The sequence below is a fragment of the Bacteroides faecichinchillae JCM 17102 genome (assembly GCF_000614145.1).
GTDB classification, from domain to species: Bacteria; Bacteroidota; Bacteroidia; order Bacteroidales; family Bacteroidaceae; genus Bacteroides; species Bacteroides faecichinchillae.
Genome location: NZ_BAKK01000014.1, coordinates 77,097 through 94,235, shown reverse-complemented (window position 1 = coordinate 94,235; position 17,139 = coordinate 77,097). Strand labels below are relative to the sequence as shown.

The window sequence follows — 17,139 nt, the reverse complement described above, 5'->3', positions numbered from 1 at the left end:
CAATGAAGATTGTCCATATAAATGCTACAGATGCTCGTGGTGGAGCGGCAATAGCCTGCACTAGGCTTAATGAAGCGATGAAGTTGGTCAGGCTTCAGTCAAAAATTGTGGTTGCCAGCAATGTCAATGGAATAAATCATATACTGAAATCCATATATTACAGGCTGAACAGTCGCAGAGAATCAAGATTACAGCCTATGGCAAATTTTTCATTAATGGATTTTGGAATGCCTATTTATCACAATCCAATAGTGCGAGATGCTGATCTCATATTCCTACATTGGATTTGTGCGAATAGTCTAAGCATAAAAGGCGTGGAAAAAATATTGAAAATGGGCAAGCCTACTTTTTGGTTTATGCATGATATGTTTCCGTTTACAGGGGGGTGCCACTATGCACTCTCTTGCAATGGTTACACATTACGTTGCAATTGCTGCCAGCAAGTGGGGAATGATATCCTCAAAGGCGTGGCAGAAAAGCAACTTGCTAAAAAAATAAAGCATTGGGCGCATTATCCTAATTTAAATTTTATAGCACCAAGTTCATGGGAAGCAAAATGTGCAAAGATGGCCACCCTTTGTCAAGGACATGAAGTTTATACAGTACCTAATGTATTGGATACCAGTCTGTATTGTCCATTAGACATTGATGCAAAGAAAGAATTCGGGTTAACGCTAGGGAAAAGAACCATACTATTTGGAGCTACTCGCATACAAAGCCCATATAAGGGAGCCAAGTATGCACACGATTGCTTAAAATTGCTTGATCCAAATTTATACGAAGGTTTGGTAATAGGACGAGCAGATACCAATTTCATATCTGACTTACCAATACGGGTGGTACAAACTGGATTTCTTTCAGATGACCACACTATTGCCATGGCATACAATGCTTGTGATACATTCTTGATGACATCTATTGCTGAAAGTTTCGGTCAGGTTGTAGCCGAAGCAATGGCATGTGGAAAGCCTTGTGTGAGTTTTCCTACCGGAGGAGTACTAGACTTGATAGAACACAAGGTAAACGGATATATCACCCAAAACTATGCCCCTGCTGAATTAAAGGAGGGGTTGGATTGGGTGTTTGCAGACAATGAACGGTATAGGTTGCTATCGTTATCAGCACGAAGGCAGATAGAGAATAACAATTCGTATGACAAGGTTTTGGAGTTACATTATGAACTAGCCCCTTATCTAAATGAGAAAGGCAATTGACAATATTTTTCTTGCTCTGATACCAATATTAACCATTGGTATAGGCTTCAACGTAATTCCTTTTGCGGTGCTGTTGTTGATTCTTGTCATTCGGTTTGTTTATACCGACAAGCACACATTGGGATAATTCTGTTGCTATTTGGTGGAATACTTGGTAGTACCATAAGATTTGAATTCCCTTTTCTTCCCATATATGGCTTGTTATTAAATTTCCTAGGCATCGTGTTAGTTGCCGACCAATTTAAATATATAAAATTTGAATCAGAATCAGTTCAAATGATGGCATTTGTATTGATTTATTTCCTGCTGTCATATCTTCTTAGCCCGAATATTAATGATTTCAGAGCGACAAGCAAAATAATTGGCATTATGCAAAATGGACTGTTTATGTACTTGGCTTATTATACGATTGCCCATTCTCCTAAGATTAACAATGAGTTCCTTTCACAAAGTCTGTTCCTTATAACGATGTTGTTCCTTGTGCATAACATGAATCTATTAGGTATTAGACCTTCAAACCTTTTTGATTATGAATGGCTAAGAGATGGAACTGCAATCTTTCGTATTTCTACAAACAAGGATTTATTTATAAAATTTATTAATTATCAAGTTATTGGCATGAATGCGTTGTATGGAATTTGTTTTTATTTATCAAAAGTTTGTCTTGATAGGAAAAAGGTTATACTATACTCAATCGTTGCATTGCAATTAGTTTTGACTAGTGGTGCACGCCAAGCTATTTTTGGATATTTAATTATTGTAATTTTAAGATGCTTTGTTTTGAATAACCAAAATCTTAAAATCCAAAACCTTATTCAGAAGACCAAATATTTAATCATCGTGTGTGTTGCAGTGTTCTTATTACTTCAAATCTTGCCATTATTGGGGATTAATTATCTAACGGATACATTATCGGCAGGCGATAGGGGAAGAGAAATATTACTTGCAATGGGCATGGATTTGTTTGGGGAGTATCCGATATTTGGAACAGGGATAGGTGGATTTAACCATACATATCCAGGTATGCTATACCCTCATAACATCATAGTAGAGATTTTGTGTGAATGTGGCATAGTGGGATTTATTATTTTGTTATCGGTACTAATTTTTCATTCACGGTATAATAAAATAACTCTTCTCCACCTTGCTTCTAATAATTCGTTTATATTCTTAATTGTTGCAGCATTAGGTATCCGTGTGATGGTCAGCGACGACTTGATGACCAGTATAGGTTTGTTCAGTGCTGTTATTGCTTGTACACATAGGTATCAACAACCACAATATTATGTTTGATTTCATCATATTTGAACATTCCGGAATTAGAAATCATTTTGCGGATCTTTGTACAATAGGCCGTTTGTTAAGAGATTGTGGGTACAAAGTAGCCATTGTCAATGTAACAAATGAAAGTGAGGAGTGTAAAAGTGTAAATCTTCCTGTTTTATACCCGAAGGCTAAGAGAGAGTCATTTAGGAATAAAACCGCTTATATGAAAGCGATTATCAATGAGTTTTCCCCAATGACCCAAAATATGTATGCCGGTTCTATACTTTCCACAACTTCATTAAAATGGTTGAAGTATGTTCCTAAAACGCAAAAAGTTTTTCTTTGGGCTTTAAGGAGTTTTTTCTTTACTTCACATAAAAGATTTTATCTGTCAAGATATTATCCAGTAGATTTCGTAAGGTCGCTATATAATACATATATTACTAAGAGGCAGAAAAATATTCGATTTTTTGTATCAAATACGATTATACGTGATGAATTTGTCAATCTTGGATATGACTATTGGCGCATAGTAATTAGAGAAGAGCGTACAGCATCACAACTGTGTGAACCCAAGACATACCACAACAATCCATTATCCTTGCTTTCTATTGGTACTTTGCGTGAAGAAAAACGTGTGGATTTATGCATTGATGCACTCGAAGAGATTGCTGACCACGGTATTCATTTTACGATAGCAGGGAAAGCCTATAAAACACATGGGTATGACGTAATGCTCGAAAATAGGTCAAGAAGCCCATTTGTGACACGTATTTCTTCGAGATTAAGTGATGCAAAGTATAACCAATTGATTGATAGTTGCGATTACCTTGTACTCTGTGATGAGATGCAGCCAAGCTGTGTGACCAATGGAACTATGGCTGAAGCCCTGCTTGCGGGAAAGCCTATTATTGCTCCCAATTATAATCCATATAAATTTATAGTTGAAAAGTATAGCGTAGGCCTTTTATATGACCTGCATGATAAAGAATCATTTATTGAGGTTATAAAACGGGCAAAAGCTTTAAGTCCATCCTCGTTTTCCTCGGGAATAATACAATATCAAAATGATTTTTTGTATGAGAATGTATTATTACGTTTTGCAGCTAATATTAAAGAAACACTTAGCAAACATTGATAAATTATAGAATTATGGACTTGCCTCTTGTTAGCATTATTATCCCTGTGTATAATGTAGAAGCATACCTTGTGCAATGCTTGGATAGTATTGAAAAGCAGACATACAAGAACATTGAATGCATTATAGTAGTTGATGGCGCAACTGATGGTTCTTATGCTATCGTCAAAGACTATTGTAAGTGTCACACTCGTTGTAAGGTCTATTATCAAGAAAATGCTGGATCAGGACCAGCACGAAATGTCGGTATCAATTATTCATCAGGAGAATTTATTTGCTTTATCGACCTGACGATTGGGTAGAGGTTAATTATGTCGAAACGCTCATTATCGAGCAAATGAAAGGTGATTTTGACTTGGTAATATCACAAAGCATTGATAGGAAAGTAACCCAGCAAAATAAAATTATATCTACTTCAAAAAAGTGCAGACCAATTATATCATATACAACTCAAGATAAGTGTCGGGAAAACTTTTCTGCCATAATGTTTGAGTATCATTATTTAGATGGCCCTATTTGCAAGCTGTTCAGAACTTCATTGATACGGAATAACGGCATTATGTTCCCGTCATATCGCAGGTCTCAAGATATGGTTTTTAACTTTAGGTATTACAATTACATAAACTCGATTAGTACAATCCCAGTGCATACATATAACATACGGTATGAATATCCGCTTGAATCTGGTAGGGGAAGAATTTTTGAAGGTTATAATGAAATTATAGTAAAAATATATATGGAGTTGTCGGAGCAATTAAAGGCATGGAATCTCCATACAAGCTATGAGACATTACTTCATACATGGGTTTTTTGGTATTTATACGCCTTTATTTATAGGTGTGCTAATGCCTATATCGCCTATGATTATATCAATAATGAACCGTATGATACAATCATACACAAAGCTCGCCCATCGTTATTAGTTCAAAAGATTATAAGGTTTTTATTTTCCATTAGAGCATACGCCGTAGCTAACGTGCTAATGCGCTTAGTAGATAAATTAAAGTAATATCATTAAATTCAGAAAAACAATTATGCAAAATGAGATTTACCAAAATACATCTAACAATACTTGCTGGTTAAATCAATTAAAAGGTAAGGAGGTGACAGAGTGGAGTAACTTTTGGTATGACCATGCAAATGAGAAAGTTAACGAACGTATATTATTGGTTGACGATAGTATCGCTCGTCAAATAAGACGCTCATTGTCAGAAACATTGGAGAGGCCTTGTGATCTTTTTGCCTCATCTGCTGCTTTAAGAGATGCAATGTATTGGGATCAATGGGAATGTTTCTTTAAAAACGGGTTGTATAAGTATGACGTAATATTTGTATGGATTGGGAACCATTCACGCATATCAGAAGACGGTCAATCGTTTTTCACCGACTACGATTACTCCCGTTTCCGTAAAGACTTTACCTTTCTGTTATGTCAATGTATGTTACGTTCGAGTAAGGTGTTTGTCTTGTCAACTCTTCATATGTATAAAACAAGAAAGTACAATCCATATATTGAGCGTGTCAGACGTAAATTATGTATAAAGCCCAAAGAAATCCTAATTGATATAGAGAACAGGATTGTTGAAGGCAAAAATTTCATAATGAGGGAGATTGCTAGTGAAAAAGGTGTCTGTTTTTATGATATAGATAAACAACTTATGAATTCAAAATTCTGGCATACCGATTTTATTCATTATATTCCCGAATCAAATAAGTTTGTATGTGAGCTTTTGCGGGGATTACTACAGTAATAGCGTCAAATGTTTAAAAATATAGATCAAGCCAGTTTTATACATGGCTGCCATGAATAGTATTATGACTAAAGAGGAGTTTAAAACCATATTGAAGGAGGATTTGGCTCGATATGGGAATAAGCGTCCGGGGATGAAGGATCGTTTGGTTAATAACGAAAGTTGGTTTTTGTATAATATTGTAAGGCATATCCGTTACCAAGAGTATCATATGAATAAGCCTGGATGGCATAAATTGGCTTACTTTTACCATTGGTATTTATACAAGCGGCTTAGCCTGAAACTGCATATTACTCTATATCCTGGGACTATATCTGGTGGACTTCGCATTTATCATACTGGTGGTTTTTTGCATGTGTCAGCGAATTGCAGGATAGGCAAAAATTGTACATTACTTCCTGGAGTAGTGTTTGGAAATAAGCATGAAGATGAAACCGAAGGACTTACTACCGTTGGAGATAATTGTTATATCGGACTAGATGCCAAAATATTCGGTTCAGTGAAAATCGGCAACAATGTTACTATTGGTGCAAATGCTGTTGTAACAAGGGATATACCAGACAAAGCTGTTGTTGGTGGTGTACCTGCCAAAATATTGAGATACAACTTATAAACGCTTCATCCGGTTACACGATATTTGGCAGAAGTGTTTATCCGTTTATGTATTAATGACACATTAAAATAGCAAACTTTATTTCGATGCCTAAAGTATTGGTTGTTGCCACATCTCACAAAACCCGTGGCGGGATTACATCTGTAATAAAAGCCCATGAAACGGGCAGGCAGTGGAAGCAATTTCATTGTCATTGGGTACAAACGCACCGTGATGGTCCCTCTTGGCGAAAAATTATGTATTTTTTATTAGGGATGATTGATTATTTAATTCGATTGCCATTTTGTGACATCGTGCATATCCACACTGCTGATTATGGTACAGAAAAACGGAAACGCATTTTTGCATGGTTGTCGAAACTGTTTAGAAAAAAACTGATAGTCCACCTTCATTCATCAGGTCCGGAATTCTCTATAGGAGGGCAATACCGAGACTTATATAGATATTCTTTCACTCATGCCGATAAAGTGATTCTTCTTTCCAATACATGGCGGGAAGAAGTGACGAGGGTATTCCACTTGCCGGAAGATAAAATGAAAGTGCTTTACAATCCGTGCCCAATAGTGAAACCATCAGAGGCAGAAGAAAGGGAGTCATATATACTTTTTGCAGGAACACTGACCCACCGTAAGGGATATGATGATCTTATAAAAGCATTTGCACTAATCGCTGATAGGTTCCCGTTATGGCGGCTGAAACTTGCCGGAAATGGAGAAATTGAAGAAGGGAAACATTTGGTCAGAGAGTTGGGCATGAGTGATAGAGTAGACTTCCTTGGATGGATTAATGGCGAAGCCAAAGAATGTGCTTTTCGACATGCCTCGATCTATTGTTTACCAAGTTATTCCGAAGGATTTCCGATGGGTGTCCTTGATGCTTGGGCTTATCATCTTCCGGTTGTAACGACTCCTGTTGGTGGTTTGCCTGATGTTGCTATTGACGGAGAAAATACAATGCTTTTTTCTCCCGGAGATATTAAAGAACTATCTGAGAAGCTAAATATGTTGATGTCGGATAGATTATTATATAAAAAAATCAGCAATGCATCCATCTGGTTTGCTGAACACAAATTTAATGTCTTTCAGATAACTACTGAATTAGGACAAATTTATGGTTCGTTGAAATGACAATGGATGTCGTATTTATAATGCTCATGCTTTCAGTTCTTCTGTATTGGGTTTGATTTGTTCTTTAAGGGACGACTCAATAGTTTTTGGAGGGTGTTTGAATAGAATAGGGAATATACGTTTAAAAACAACATAATCAATATTTAACATGCTTAATATATTAATAAATGCTTACGCCGTCAATCCTTACTGGGGCAGTGAACAAGGCATGGGTTGGAATTGGGTGATAAACATTGCTAGGTACTGCAATGTATATGTGATAACTGAGGGCGAATTTAAAGATAATATTGAAGAGGCTGTAATGCTGCTTCCCCAAAAAGATAATCTTCATTTTTATTACAATCCACTTCCTGACAAGGTTAGACAAATGTGTTGGAATCAAGGGGACTGGAGGTTTTACTGGTATTACAGGAAGTGGCAACAGAAGACTTTGCAGATAGCGAAGGGAATCATTGCCGACAACCGGATAGATGTGGTACATCAGTTGAACATGATTGGTTTTCGTGAGCCTGGCTACCTGTGGAAGATTGAGGGCATTCCTTTCGTGTGGGGGCCGATTGGAGGAATGGAATTGATGCCCTTGTCTTTTTTGAAGGGCACTTCCATGTCGCAATATACAAAGGCTTGGGTGAAAAACGTGATCAATGATTGGCAGCGTAAGCACCATCCCCGGGTGTTGCAGGCAATCCATAGGCTTCCGCGCTGATTGCCGCCACGAAAGGATGTGCGGACGTAATCCGGGAATACCATCATCGGGATGTGGTCTTAATTAATGAAACGGGTTGCGGGCAGAATGATGCCTTGGAAAAAGCCCATGATTTTCATAAACCCGGACTGGAATTGATATGGGTGGGTAAGTTTGACTCCCGGAAGCAGTTGGGACTGGCCATCGCAACGATGGAACAGCTCAAAGATATTTCCGTAAAACTGCACATTGTAGGAGATGGAACAGAGGCGGAATCCGAACATTACCGGAATATGGCATCACAATCAGGTGTGGACTCTCAAATAGTCTGGCATGGCTTGTTGCCCAATCAGGAGGTTCAGAAAATGATGAAGAGGAGTGATTTGCTGCTTTTCACCAGTATCATGGAGGGGACACCTCACGTGGTATTGGAGGCCGTCAAAAACAATCTTCCTATATTATGTATAAAGACTTGTGGGCAGGGAGAAGTGGTAGATTCCTCCATCGGTTGTACCATCCCGTTAACAAATCCACAAGAAAGTGTATCAGACTTTGCCTCTCAAATACGGATGCTGTACCGTCATCGTGAAAGGTTACAGAAGATGTCGAAAGCATGTAACGATAAGCAAATAGAACTGTCATGGGATAGCAAAGCTTTGAAAATGATACAGGCTTATCCAATTACCCCCCCATAAATATCAATAATAATGAAAGGATTTTCAAACTGTTATGGGTGGGTAAGTTTGATTTCAGGAAGCAGTTGGGATTAGCGATTCGTGCTGTGGCGGCAACCGGTAATCAATATATTCAATTGCATGTGTGTGGCACAGGCAGCGAACAGGAGATGGCATTTTTTACCGCATTGGCAGCAAATGAAGGAATCGCAGATAGAGTGATTTTTCATGGAAAGATTCCGAATAGAGATGTGACGGCAATGATGAAAAACGCAGATTTATTCTTTTTCACCAGTATCATGGAAGCAACCTCTACGGTTGTCTTAGAAGCCATTTCGGCAGGACTTCCAGTTTTGAGCTTTAATACTTGTGGATTTGGACCGTTAGTGAAGGGGTTTGCAGGAGAGACAATTGAACTTTCAAATCCAAATAAGTCTGTAACTGAGTTTGCCGAAAAGATAACCTATTTGTACGGGAATCGAGACGTGCTGAATAAGATGAGAGAAAGTATCTTGATGAATAGAAAAGAACTATCTTGGGATTCTAAGGCTCGTAGAACCGTAGATTTATATCATAAAATTTTGGAAAATGCTTGATTGTAAGCATTCCCTATATATAAACAATCAAAAAACAGTCAATTTCAATATGCGAATCAGTATCGAGTTAGACAATTCCAATCTTGAAAGATTGAAACAATTTATCGCAGACAGATGCCCTGCGGAGGAAAAGTATGAAATAATCAGCGAAGTGGCAGTTGACTCAGCCTCGTATGATGCCAAATTATCGGAAGTAAACCACTGGTTGGTTTCTATTGCTATCAGTGTTTTCTCTCCCTTTGTAACTGATGCAATCAAGGATTTTATCAATGATTGCAAAACAGAGATTGTTGTAACTACTGAGAGTGAGCGATATGCGATAAATACAGAAAATCTTTATGCGATAATTCCAAGTTTGAAGGAAAATATGGAAACCGAATTAAACGAAGAACAAGATGTCAAAGACGGGGGAATTTGATTTAAACTTTCCTGGAGCAACTATTATTTGTGATACGTTAGAAAAGAAGCGCGCTATTCTTGATTATTTGAATAGCAAGAGTCCAAACTTCGATTTGGATTTATCCACAGATAGTATGCAACAGACATTGGAGCGGGTTATTTTTAACACTACCTATCTCCATGAAGGCCGGCATCTTCACGACTACCTGACTGCACCTTTATTAATGGAGCATTGGTTTCAAAAACTCCTCTCCTTGTCATTGTCTGTTAATGCACTTGAGTCATTCAAGCATTCGTCCATTCATTACAAGTATCTGCCTTTGCCATTTAACCAATGGTTGGGGCTAGCTCAAGAAAGAAAGTCAGAACTATTACAACAAAAGGGTATATCTAAAAATGATGTCCCTTTCTATGATATATCGGCATTCAGAGAAGCGGCTTCTAATGAACTTAATAAACTCTCTCTCTTTGACAAAAATCTAATAACTGCTGCATTGTCACAAATAAAATTGGATGAAGGTAATCCCATATTGGATTCCTATAATACAGACTATTCAACTCGTTCTTTTCTTGAATCATTAGCTTTTGCAATTCAGGCAACGGAAATGGTTTTGAGGTATGGTAAGAAAGGTGTGGAGATTGTTGATTTTGTAGTCCGTGATAAATCATTTGAAAATTTCATGTCTTTAGGTGACAAGAAAAGAAACGGAGGCAAGAAGATTGAAAGGTCTGACTACCTTGGATATACAAACTATACTTCCATGTTTACGTATGTATATAGATTTTGTTACAGGAACAATGTAAATCAGAATTCCCTTTATCCATTTATCGCATATATGTTATTTTGGGGATTGTGTGGAGACCCGAAAGCCAATGCGTCCCATGCCCTTTCTCCAAGGAATAGGCTTGAAAGTTTTTTTCATCTTGATGAATTGGGATATGATATGGAGTTGAGCAAGGACGAAACTCTTTATACTCTTTTTAGAAGACCCCTAGATTCATTCAATTCTTGGGATACGATAGTCAGGAAGGCCTACTTGCAGCATCTAACCCCAGTAATGATTATACAAAATGGACAATTCTTTCCCTTGTCAATCATATCAGAGGGAATAGATTTTAGGAATTACTATTCATGTGTCGTTCAAAAAGGCAAGGAACTATCTTTACAGTTAAAATTAATAGGCTATCATTCCCTCTCAAACTATATAAACGGAATTGTAGGGTCTATGGCATATATGGCTGACATGATGCTTAGTTCAGCGTCATCATACCTTTATCCGGAGATGTATGTTAAAAGCTTTAATCAATTTGTAAACGTACCATTCAGATTTCAATTTAGTAATGGAATTACCATTTCTCAAACAGAAGTCATGCCTAATCCTGATATAATATTTGATAATGGTATGATTTACAAAGACGGTTTGAGACAACATGCTAATTCGGAAGTCAATTACCTCCTTAAATCCAAGGACTATATAGAATGTAAAAAATATATTGATTTTTGCAATGTGTTATTTGGCAACTCCTTGGTTGAAAAACCCGGTTCATTAATTCGTGAAATGTTGCCTGGAATAAAACCGTGGTTCATTAATGTATAGTCATGGATTTGATTATATTAATCGTTACATCTTCATTGGGACTTGAATACAAGAAAATCTAATAAACAAAAGGATTAAAGCATAAATCATGCATACTTATTTCAATATCCGTTACGAATTCGACAAGGAATCCGTACACAAACGTATTGCCGATAAACTGGATGGCAATGGGAGCGGTTATATCTGTGTGGCCGACGGGGTTATACTTGATACAGTCAATCGCAATACGGTTTACCGACAAGTGGTGAATGAAGGAATGTTCTCCATCTGCGACAGCAGTTATGTGCCGCTTTATATTCGGTGGATTTACGGAAAGCGGTATGAGCAGTATTGTGGCAGCCAGATATTCATGGATATCGTGAAGAGCCGGAAATACCGCATGATATTCATGGGGACCCGGCAAGCTGTCCTGGATGCACTTAAAAAGAACCTTGTATCTGTTAATCCCGATGTGGCGGAGATGCAGTTCGTGGAATTGCCTTTCCGGGCGGTGGAAGATTTCGACTATGAGGGTATTGCCCGGGAGATAGAAGCGGACGGTGCGGACATTATCTGGATTGCCTTGGGTGCCCCGAAGCAGGAATACTTTATGAGCCGGCTGAAACCCCACCTGAAAAGAGGGGTGATGATTGCCGTAGGGGCTGCCTTCAAATTCTACAGTGGTGTGGATGCCAGGCGGGCACCTGCATGGATGGTAAGGCATCATCTGGAGTTCGTCTATCGGATATTCAGTGAGCCGAAGAAACAGATCAGGCGGTGCAGCATGATTGTGCTTACACTGCCCATGCTGCTGACGGCTGAAATGAAACGGAAACATAAATCAATAACTCAATAAAATGAAAACAGCATTGATAACCGGCGTTACCGGACAGGATGGTTCCTACCTCGCCGAGTTCCTCTTGGAAAAGGGCTATGACGTGCACGGCACGATTCGCCGTTCGTCAGTAGATTACCGCGAACGTATCGCCCACTTGGAAGGACATCATAACTTCCACCTCCATTATGCCGACCTCGGCGACTCCATGAGCATCCTGCAAGTGGTCAAGAAGGTGAAGCCCGACGAGATATACAACCTCGCCGCCCAAAGCCATGTGCAAGTATCATTCGATTCGCCGGAGTTTACGGCTGATGTGGATGCTACCGGAGTACTCCGAATCCTTGAGGCTGTGCGCCAGTGCGACCTGACTGAAACCTGCCGTATCTATCAGGCTTCCACCTCCGAACTGTATGGGAAAGTGGAGGAAGTGCCGCAGAATGAGAAAACTCCATTCCACCCCTATTCGCCATACGCAGTAGCAAAGCAGTACGGATTTTGGATTACCAAAGAATACCGTGAAGCCTACAACATGTTCTGCTGTTCGGGTATCCTGTTCAACCATGAATCGGAACGGCGCGGCGAAACATTTGTTACGCGTAAGATTACCCTTGCGGCGGCACGCATCGCACAAGGCAAGCAGGACAAGCTGTTACTGGGAAACCTCTCCTCACTCCGCGACTGGGGATATGCCAAGGACTACGTGGAATGTATGTGGCTGATTCTCCAAAACGACAAACCGGAAGATTTCGTCATAGCCACCGGCGTGCAGCACTCTGTACGTGAGTTTGCCACTCTGGCATTCCACTATGCAGGTATCGAACTACGCTGGGAAGGTGAAGAGGAGAATGAAAAAGGCATTGATGTTGCCACCGGCCGTGTCCTTGTCGAGGTATCTCCCGACTTCTACCGTCCTACTGATGTGGTGAACCTTTGGGGCGACCCCACAAAGGCAAAACAACAGTTGGGCTGGAACCCTGCCAAGACTTCGTTTGAAGAGTTGGTCCGCATCATGGTGGAAACGGATATGGCAAAGGTAGCCGTGGAACGTGCCGGAGAGAAAGTGAAACTCAACCTGGCGGAATATCTGGAAAAAGGGATTGTGAAATGATGGAGAAGAGCGCAAAAATCTATGTGGCAGGACACCGTGGAATGGTAGGTTCTGCCATTGTACGGGAACTGCAACGCCAGGGATATACGAATATCATCACACGTACGCACAAAGAGTTGGACTTGACTCGTCAGGAAGCCGTGGAACGCTTCTTTGCCGAAGAAAAGCCCGAATATGTATTCCTCGCCGCAGCAAAGGTGGGCGGTATCATCGCCAACCAATCGGCATTGGCGGACTTCATGTACGAGAACATGATACTGGAGATGAATGTCATCCACTCGGCATGGTGCAATGGCTGCAGGAAGCTGGAGTTTCTCGGTTCATCGTGCATATACCCGCGTATGGCGCCCCAGCCAATGCCTGAAAGCTGCCTGCTTACCTCCGAACTGGAAAAGACCAACGAGGCATATGCATTGGCGAAAATCTCCGGATTGAAATACTGCGAGTTTCTCAACCGCCAGTACGGCACGGACTATATCAGCGTGATGCCCACCAATCTCTATGGGCCGAATGACAACTACCACCCGAGCACAGCCACGTGTTACCGGCGCTTATCCGCCGCTTTCATGAGGCGAAGGAAGCGGGCTTGAAAGAAGTGACCTGCTGGGGTGATGGAAGTCCGCTCCGCGAATTCCTCTATGTAGACGATCTTGCCAACCTTTGTGTGTTCCTAATGAACAACTATTCAGGCAATGAAACCGTTAACGCAGGCACCGGTAAGGAGCTTACCATCAAGGCATTGACAGAGCTTGTTGCCAAGGTCGTGGGCTATGAGGGCGAAATCCTATGGGATACCACCCGTCCCAACGGTACGCCGCGTAAACTACTTGATGTGTCTAAGGCTACCGCACTGGGCTGGACTTACAAGACAGAATTAGAGGACGGAATACGTTTCGCATACGAGGACTTCTTGAACACCCCCATGCGTGCGGAACGATAAATAGAAATAAATATATGTTTACTCTTATTGCTTCATGTTTACGTTAAAAATCGTATTTTGCAATTAAAAATAAATGTCAATGATTATAATGTTATAGTTTTACTATGGGATTGCAAGGTTCAAATGTAACAACTGAGTTCCCTTGTTTCTTGTAGCACAAGAATAAAAGCTAAATAAGGCTATGATATTTTTGTGCAACAACTCCCAATAATAATGTAATTTAAAAACTTACGATATGGGCGGCAAAGTTATTGCAATTTATTGTGTACCAGGGACTGAGAGAAGTAAACTTCTACAACGGCTTTTTGAGGAAGAATCACTAAATCTAAAAAGCACTATTACGACCACTTCAAGAAAACCCCGTATTGGAGAGCGTGATGGTTTAAACTATCACTTTATAACGGCAGAAGAATTCAAAAAAAGAATTCAAGAAGGAAAATTCGTGGAATATGAAGAAGCCTGTCCGGATATACTTTATGGGACAGATATCCGCGAGCTTGAATCATCTGATAAAAACTACCTTCTTGAAATCTCTCCAGAAAATATAGGCCATATAAAGCAACAGTTAAGGCTTTCAGTCCTCACTATTTTTGTTGGAACGGACAATTTTGAGAAACTTCGGGAGAGTTGGACTGTACGTGGTACTTCTGCTTACGATGAAATAGAGTCGAGGATAAAAAAAATCAAATCGGACATGAAATATGCCCGACAATTTGATTTGGTAATAACCAATCCATTGGATGGTAGCACAAAGTACCTTGAAGAGGTACTTGATGCGGCTCATGATTTTTTATTTTCAGATAACTCGGTCATACTTAGTGAAGAAGATGAAGGCATAGATGTAATTGGTAAAGTAATCTTACGCATCAAATAACTTTCCCAAATAAACAACGAAAGAGAGTATTTATTCAGAGGCGTAACGGCTTTACATGGATGCAAGGATACGAGAGAACGATATGGGTCGGACATTACGTCTTATACACATACGATTTCTTCTGGATATTTAATTCGTTTAGTAAAAGAGAATAACCTTAAGGATGAAATAGCTATATCATATATAAAGTCTTTATTGATGGAAGCGAGGAGACAATTCCCATCTCTGTATGTGGGGAGTGACCTTGAGGTGCTTTCTGATATTCAGCATAATGGAGGAGCAACGTGTCTTATTGATTTCAGTAAGAACATTCTTACTTCTTTATGGTTTGCTTGCCAAGATGACTTTGACAAGACCGGTTTTCTTTATATTTTGGATGTCCAAGAAGAATTTAAAAAAGGCACGTTGATCGAAATAAAGCATGACGATGCAAGACCGATAGACGTGTTGCTCAGTGAATTGGGAAACAAAGACTCAAATGAAAAGATGTCTCGTTTCTACCTTTGGTATCCGAAAGCAATTAACAATCGCATTGTACGTCAAGACAGCGTTTTCATATTTGGATTGCAAACGATGGTAGCAGATGACCATGCAATCAAGGTTATTCCGATACATAAGAATGCAAAAAGAAAAATCAGGGATGCCCTGGAACGATATTTTAATATATCCGAGCTTACCATATACAATGATCCGATAGGTTTCGCCATGGCGAATGCCAAATTAAAGCCCATACGCAAAATACAAAAAATCGATAATTGATAATATGCAAATCATCCTTTTATCCGGCGGTTCAGGCAAACGTTTGTGGCCGCTGTCAAATAATACACGATCGAAGCAATTTATCAAGTTGCTCGAAGCGCCCGACGGCTCAAAAGAGTCGATGGTTCAGCGTGTGGTACGCCAGCTCAAAGAGTCAGGCATCGCAGATTCTGTTACGATAGCTACGAGCGTAGCGCAGCGTGACGCCATCATCAATCATCTCGGCGAAAACGTTGACGTGGTCACCGAACCCGAACGCCGCGACACTTTCCCGGCCATAGCCTTGCAAGCTCCTATCTGAAATACGAAAAGCGGTGCGGTGATGACGAGATTGTGGTAGTGATGCCCTGTGACCCTTACACCGAGCTTGAATACTTCCATACAATAAGCAGCATGGTTAAGGTCGTGGAGGCTGATGCTGTCGAACTCGTGCTCATGGGCATTACGCCCACGTATCCCTCGACGAAATACGGCTATGTAGTGCCTAAGATGGACAGCTTGGATAGCGGGCTGTATAGCGTATTGAATTTTACTGAGAAGCCTGACGTAACCACTGCCGAAAAGTTGATTGCTGAGCATGCATTTTGGAATGGTGGTGTATTTGCTTTCCGTTTGGGATATATAATGGAAATCGTCCGTCAATATATCCAGGCAAATACTTTTGTGGCAATCCGTTCCCGTTACGGAGAGTTTCCGAAAATCAGTTTCGACTATGAGGTTGCCGAGAAAGCCCAGTCTGTGGCAGTAGTGCCATTCTCCGGAGGGTGGAAAGACCTCGGTACGTGGAATACACTGACTGATGAACTTCGGGAACATGCCATCGGCAATGTCGTCATAGATAAAGAATCTGAGAACACACACGTCATCAACGAACTCGAACTGCCAATCATGTGTATCGGCGCACGGAATTTAGTCATTGCAGCGTCGAATGATGGAATCTTGATTTCGGACAAAAGCAAGAGTGAGAACATCAAAACCTACGCCGACCGTTTGCAATGCCGGCCGATGTTTGAGGAATGCCACTGGGGAGAATATAAGATAATTGACACTACTAAATTTTCCAATGGGTACAAATCGCTTACCATGCAACTGAAAATCAAAGCAGATAAGGGAATTAGCTGTCAGGTACACCACCATCGCGACGAGGTATGGACCATTATCAATGGCGAAGGCGAATTAGTGCTTGATGGCATCCGTTCGGTTATCGGCAGGGGAGATACTGTTACGATTAAGAAAGGTGTTAAACATGCGATCCGAGCAATCTCCGATTTGACTTTTATCGAAGTACAGTCTGGTGAGCTACTTTCCGAAGAGGATATTGAAATGTTAGACTATAAATGCTAAGATATTTGAATTAAATTCCGGTGTAATGATGGTATTTTCTCGTTTTAGATTCATGACAATAGATTTGCTGAATACCATGTTGGTAATATGCTGTTACCCCATGTTATGCTTTATTACATGTATCTTCAATTATATAATACCATATCTATTGCCTCTTGCCATAATAGTAGATTGGGGACTTTTCAATATTCCAAAACCAACTGGTGAATTTGAATAATACAGAATTCTGCCTGCAC

The 17,139-nt window shown here is 40.1% G+C and carries 16 protein-coding genes and 2 pseudogenes; all 18 read left to right on the top strand.

Annotated features, from left to right (window positions below; all coding sequences use genetic code 11):
- Window positions 1-2 precede the first annotated feature (2 nt).
- The 18 genes and pseudogenes from JCM17102_RS09495 (at window position 3) to JCM17102_RS26975 (ending at window position 16,903) form a co-directional block, all read left to right on the top strand.
- Window positions 3-1,214, top strand: coding sequence for a glycosyltransferase (locus tag JCM17102_RS09495; protein ID WP_025074936.1), 1,212 nt, complete (start codon window positions 3-5; stop codon window positions 1,212-1,214).
- A 276-nt stretch (window positions 1,215-1,490) separates the two neighbouring features.
- Complete coding sequence (locus tag JCM17102_RS09490) at window positions 1,491-2,507, top strand: O-antigen ligase family protein (protein ID WP_159106316.1); 1,017 nt, start codon at window positions 1,491-1,493, stop codon at window positions 2,505-2,507.
- Entirely contained in the window at window positions 2,500-3,618 is a 1,119-nt protein-coding gene (locus JCM17102_RS09485; protein WP_025074934.1) for a glycosyltransferase, read from the top strand. Before JCM17102_RS09490 ends, JCM17102_RS09485 begins: the two co-directional genes overlap by 8 nt.
- Before the next feature lie 14 nt (window positions 3,619-3,632).
- Window positions 3,633-3,920, top strand: a complete 288-nt coding sequence (locus JCM17102_RS09480; protein ID WP_033886674.1) for a glycosyltransferase family 2 protein — start codon at window positions 3,633-3,635, stop codon at window positions 3,918-3,920.
- A 732-nt stretch (window positions 3,921-4,652) separates the two neighbouring features.
- Window positions 4,653-5,369, top strand: a complete 717-nt coding sequence (locus JCM17102_RS09470) for a hypothetical protein (protein WP_025074931.1) — start codon at window positions 4,653-4,655, stop codon at window positions 5,367-5,369.
- Between the two features lie 43 nt (window positions 5,370-5,412).
- The gene (locus tag JCM17102_RS09465) at window positions 5,413-5,982 is read left to right on the top strand and encodes a serine acetyltransferase (RefSeq protein ID WP_275564361.1); all 570 of its coding nucleotides are present in this window, start codon (window positions 5,413-5,415) and stop codon (window positions 5,980-5,982) included.
- An 86-nt stretch (window positions 5,983-6,068) separates the two neighbouring features.
- Window positions 6,069-7,109 (top strand): glycosyltransferase family 4 protein, encoded by a 1,041-nt coding sequence (locus JCM17102_RS09460; protein WP_025074929.1) that lies wholly within the window; start codon window positions 6,069-6,071, stop codon window positions 7,107-7,109.
- 208 nt (window positions 7,110-7,317) lie between these two features.
- Window positions 7,318-7,815 (top strand): hypothetical protein, encoded by a 498-nt coding sequence (locus tag JCM17102_RS31500; protein ID WP_275564360.1) that lies wholly within the window; start codon window positions 7,318-7,320, stop codon window positions 7,813-7,815.
- A gap of 53 nt (window positions 7,816-7,868) precedes the next feature.
- Entirely contained in the window at window positions 7,869-8,489 is a 621-nt protein-coding gene (locus JCM17102_RS31495) for a glycosyltransferase family 4 protein (protein WP_275564359.1), read from the top strand.
- The gene (locus JCM17102_RS09445; protein WP_081800206.1) at window positions 8,486-9,064 is read left to right on the top strand and encodes a glycosyltransferase family 4 protein; all 579 of its coding nucleotides are present in this window, start codon (window positions 8,486-8,488) and stop codon (window positions 9,062-9,064) included. Before JCM17102_RS31495 ends, JCM17102_RS09445 begins: the two co-directional genes overlap by 4 nt.
- Before the next feature lie 49 nt (window positions 9,065-9,113).
- The gene (locus JCM17102_RS09440) at window positions 9,114-9,482 is read left to right on the top strand and encodes a hypothetical protein (protein WP_033886671.1); all 369 of its coding nucleotides are present in this window, start codon (window positions 9,114-9,116) and stop codon (window positions 9,480-9,482) included.
- A complete protein-coding gene (locus JCM17102_RS09435) occupies window positions 9,460-11,061 on the top strand; it encodes a hypothetical protein (RefSeq protein WP_025074926.1) in 1,602 nt (533 codons plus the stop codon). The genes JCM17102_RS09440 and JCM17102_RS09435 overlap by 23 nt, the downstream gene beginning before the upstream one ends.
- Window positions 11,062-11,149: 88 nt before the next feature.
- A complete protein-coding gene (locus JCM17102_RS09430; RefSeq protein WP_025074925.1) occupies window positions 11,150-11,896 on the top strand; it encodes a WecB/TagA/CpsF family glycosyltransferase in 747 nt (248 codons plus the stop codon).
- A 1-nt stretch (window position 11,897) separates the two neighbouring features.
- Window positions 11,898-12,986 (top strand): GDP-mannose 4,6-dehydratase, encoded by a 1,089-nt coding sequence (gmd, locus tag JCM17102_RS09425; RefSeq protein ID WP_025074924.1) that lies wholly within the window; start codon window positions 11,898-11,900, stop codon window positions 12,984-12,986.
- 74 nt (window positions 12,987-13,060) lie between these two features.
- Window positions 13,061-13,926 (top strand): annotated as a pseudogene (locus JCM17102_RS26980) (GDP-L-fucose synthase family protein); the annotation flags it as partial.
- A gap of 235 nt (window positions 13,927-14,161) precedes the next feature.
- Window positions 14,162-14,800 (top strand): nucleoside/nucleotide kinase family protein, encoded by a 639-nt coding sequence (locus JCM17102_RS09415; RefSeq protein ID WP_025074923.1) that lies wholly within the window; start codon window positions 14,162-14,164, stop codon window positions 14,798-14,800.
- 9 nt (window positions 14,801-14,809) lie between these two features.
- Entirely contained in the window at window positions 14,810-15,559 is a 750-nt protein-coding gene (locus JCM17102_RS09410; protein ID WP_081800205.1) for an FRG domain-containing protein, read from the top strand.
- Between the two features lie 4 nt (window positions 15,560-15,563).
- A pseudogene (locus tag JCM17102_RS26975) lies at window positions 15,564-16,903 on the top strand (sugar phosphate nucleotidyltransferase).
- The last annotated feature ends 236 nt before the right edge of the window (window positions 16,904-17,139 follow it).

Coding starts and splice junctions, on each gene's coding strand:
- JCM17102_RS09495 (WP_025074936.1), top strand. CDS start 3: ATGAAGATTGTCCATATAAATGCTACAGATGCTCGTGGTGGAGCGGCA.
- JCM17102_RS09490 (WP_159106316.1), top strand. CDS start 1,491: ATGATGGCATTTGTATTGATTTATTTCCTGCTGTCATATCTTCTTAGC.
- JCM17102_RS09485 (WP_025074934.1), top strand. CDS start 2,500: ATGTTTGATTTCATCATATTTGAACATTCCGGAATTAGAAATCATTTT.
- JCM17102_RS09480 (WP_033886674.1), top strand. CDS start 3,633: ATGGACTTGCCTCTTGTTAGCATTATTATCCCTGTGTATAATGTAGAA.
- JCM17102_RS09470 (WP_025074931.1), top strand. CDS start 4,653: ATGCAAAATGAGATTTACCAAAATACATCTAACAATACTTGCTGGTTA.
- JCM17102_RS09465 (WP_275564361.1), top strand. CDS start 5,413: ATGGCTGCCATGAATAGTATTATGACTAAAGAGGAGTTTAAAACCATA.
- JCM17102_RS09460 (WP_025074929.1), top strand. CDS start 6,069: ATGCCTAAAGTATTGGTTGTTGCCACATCTCACAAAACCCGTGGCGGG.
- JCM17102_RS31500 (WP_275564360.1), top strand. CDS start 7,318: ATGGGTTGGAATTGGGTGATAAACATTGCTAGGTACTGCAATGTATAT.
- JCM17102_RS09440 (WP_033886671.1), top strand. CDS start 9,114: ATGCGAATCAGTATCGAGTTAGACAATTCCAATCTTGAAAGATTGAAA.
- JCM17102_RS09435 (WP_025074926.1), top strand. CDS start 9,460: ATGTCAAAGACGGGGGAATTTGATTTAAACTTTCCTGGAGCAACTATT.
- JCM17102_RS09430 (WP_025074925.1), top strand. CDS start 11,150: ATGCATACTTATTTCAATATCCGTTACGAATTCGACAAGGAATCCGTA.
- gmd (WP_025074924.1), top strand. CDS start 11,898: ATGAAAACAGCATTGATAACCGGCGTTACCGGACAGGATGGTTCCTAC.
- JCM17102_RS09415 (WP_025074923.1), top strand. CDS start 14,162: ATGGGCGGCAAAGTTATTGCAATTTATTGTGTACCAGGGACTGAGAGA.